Origin of the sequence: Paracoccus sp. M683 (assembly GCF_007096355.1) — a bacterium.
In the GTDB taxonomy this organism is placed as follows: Bacteria; Pseudomonadota; Alphaproteobacteria; order Rhodobacterales; family Rhodobacteraceae; genus Paracoccus.
Genome location: NZ_VKDF01000050.1, coordinates 1 through 1,623 on the forward strand (window position 1 = coordinate 1; position 1,623 = coordinate 1,623).

At 62.7% G+C, this 1,623-nt stretch carries 1 protein-coding gene and 1 pseudogene; both read left to right on the plus strand.

All coding sequences use genetic code 11. From position 1 onward, the window contains the following. Window positions 1-762: pseudogene (locus FNJ84_RS21690) on the plus strand (IS21 family transposase); the annotation flags it as partial. Further along, window positions 752-1,546, plus strand: a complete 795-nt coding sequence (istB, locus tag FNJ84_RS21695) for an IS21-like element helper ATPase IstB (RefSeq protein WP_143795269.1) — start codon at window positions 752-754, stop codon at window positions 1,544-1,546. The pseudogene FNJ84_RS21690 and the gene istB, both read left to right, overlap by 11 nt. Window positions 1,547-1,623: the final 77 nt, after the last annotated feature.

Sequence of the window (1,623 nt, forward strand, 5' to 3'; positions counted from 1 at the left end):
ATGCCGGGCTTTCCCGATCTTGACATGATGAATGCCTGGCTGGAGCAGCGTTGCCTAGAGGTGTGGCAGGAGACCCCGCACGGCACGCTGCCCGGCACGATCCATGACGTCTGGGCTGCGGAGCGGGCCGCACTGATGCCGTTGCCGCCCGCCTTTGACGGCTTCATCGAGCTGAGCAAGCGCGTCTCGCCCACCTGCCTGATCAGCTTCGAGCGCAATCGCTACAGCGTGCCGTCGTCCTTTGCCAATCGCCCCGTCAGCCTGCGGATCTATCCGGACCGGCTGGTTGTGGCGGCCGAGGGCAACATCCTGTGCGAGCATGGTCGCGTGTTCCAGCGCAATCACCAGGTGCCGCCGCGGACGATCTGCGACTGGCGGCATTATCTTGCTGTTCTTCAGCGCAAGCCCGGTGCCTTGCGCAATGGCGCGCCCTTTGCCGAGTTCCCGCCTGCCTTCCGGCAACTGCAGGAGCAGATGCTCCGCAAACCCGGCGGAGACCGCGAGATGGTCGACATTCTCGCCTTGGTTCTTCAGCACGACGAACAGGCCGTGCTGACCGCGGTGAAGTTGGCCCTGGCCGAGGGCGTGGCAACCAAGACCCATGTGCTGAACCTGTTGCACCGGCTGGTCGACGGCAAGGTCATTGGCGGGCCGCCGCTCGATACCCCGCAGGCTCTGGTCCTCCATCGCGAGCCCAAGGCCAATGTCGAGCGCTATGACGGCCTGCGCACCCCCGTTGCAGGAGGCCGTCATGCGTCATGATCCTGCCAGTGGCGCCATCGTCATCATGCTCCGCAGCCTGAAGATGCATGGCATGGCACAAGCCGTGACGGACCTGATCGAACAGGCTGCGCCGGCTTTCGAAGCGGCCGTGCCGATCCTGTCCCAACTGCTGAAAGCCGAGATGGCCGAGCGCGAGGTCCGCTCCATCGCCTACCATATGAAAGCGGCGCGCTTCCCGGCCTACAAGGACCTCTCGGGCTTCGACTTCTCGGCCAGCGAGATCAATGAAGCCACGGTGCGACAACTGCATCGTTGCGAGTTCATGGACAGAGCACAGAACGTGGTCCTGATCGGCGGACCGGGCACCGGCAAGACCCATGTGGCGACCGCCCTTGGCATCCAGGCCATCGAGCATCACCGCCGCAAGGTCCGCTTCTTCTCCACCATCGAACTGGTCAATGCCCTCGAACAGGAAAAAGCCAAGGGGAAAGCCGGGCAACTTGCCGAAAGCCTGACCCGCCTCGATCTGGTGATCCTGGATGAACTGGGCTATCTACCGTTCAGCGCCTCGGGCGGGGCGCTGCTCTTCCATCTGCTGAGCAAGCTTTACGAACGCACCAGCGTCGTCATCACCACGAACCTCAGCTTCAGCGAATGGGCCACGGTCTTCGGCGATGCCAAGATGACCACCGCGCTCCTCGACCGCCTCACCCACCGCTGCCACAGCCTGGAGACCGGAAACGACAGCTTCCGCTTCAAAGCCAGTTCAGCTGCCGCAACGCGCCAAAAGAAGGAGAACAATCACGCCTTGACCACTGAATGACCGGAAATCCATAGTCAGAGGTGGCTCACTTCTCGATGGAAATGCCGGCTCAGTTCTGGGTGGAAATCAACAACCAC

Bases quoted from the DNA above. Each gene is read 5' to 3' on its own strand.
- istB (WP_143795269.1), top strand. From the start codon at position 752: ATGCGTCATGATCCTGCCAGTGGCGCCATCGTCATCATGCTCCGCAGC.